The organism is Spirosoma arcticum, from assembly GCF_054779955.1.
The window spans coordinates 1-584 of sequence record NZ_BAAGXG010000067.1; the positions used below are offsets into that span (position 1 = coordinate 1).

Consider the following 584-nt stretch of genomic DNA (forward strand, 5'->3'; position numbering starts at 1 on the left):
CGGCTGACTTTTGTAGTTTCTTGGCGGAAACGATTCGCTCAAGAGTAATACAAAAGGGAAAGAAAGGAGATATGCGCTGGAAATGAGAATTCAAGAAGTTTTGAGTAATGAACAGAGAATAGGTTACAAAGAGATGGGTAACGATACAGTATTTTCGCTGCACTGGATTAGAATAGAATTGACTGATTCTTGGCAAAGTGTTCTTTGGTCATGGTTTCCTGAATTATATAGGTCGAAGGTTCCTGTCATTGATGCCTTAAAATCACCGTTCACTATAGAGTCAAGGGTATCCATTATAATTGGCGAACTAACAGCGGAATATGGCGAAAGAAAGTCGGCAGTAATTTATGCGGCTAAGTGGCGTGTAGATGCATTTGTCAATTTTCTAACCTTCTTTACGGACAGTATAGCAGAGATTATAGATAGGTATTTGGGTGTTGGCGTTTACACTATAGAGAGAGTTAAACACATATATTACAGCAATCCTCTTAAGTAATCAAGCAGAATTAAGTTTGATATTAGTTTGAGTATTTTTCATAATGAGTTTTGTGAAATTGATGGTGTACGTTGAACCATACTCTTTA

General features: G+C 37.0%; 1 protein-coding gene. It reads left to right on the forward strand.

What is annotated here, in order from left to right; genetic code table 11:
• Positions 1 to 82 precede the first annotated feature (82 nt).
• Positions 83 to 496: a hypothetical protein gene (locus ACYVHB_RS32905; RefSeq protein WP_461056337.1), complete on the forward strand. Its 414-nt coding sequence runs from the start codon at positions 83 to 85 to the stop codon at positions 494 to 496.
• Positions 497 to 584: the final 88 nt, after the last annotated feature.

What these genes read in the sequence shown, in the direction of transcription:
- ACYVHB_RS32905 (WP_461056337.1), top strand. Translation starts at nt 83, where the DNA reads ATGAGAATTCAAGAAGTTTTGAGTAATGAACAGAGAATAGGTTACAAA.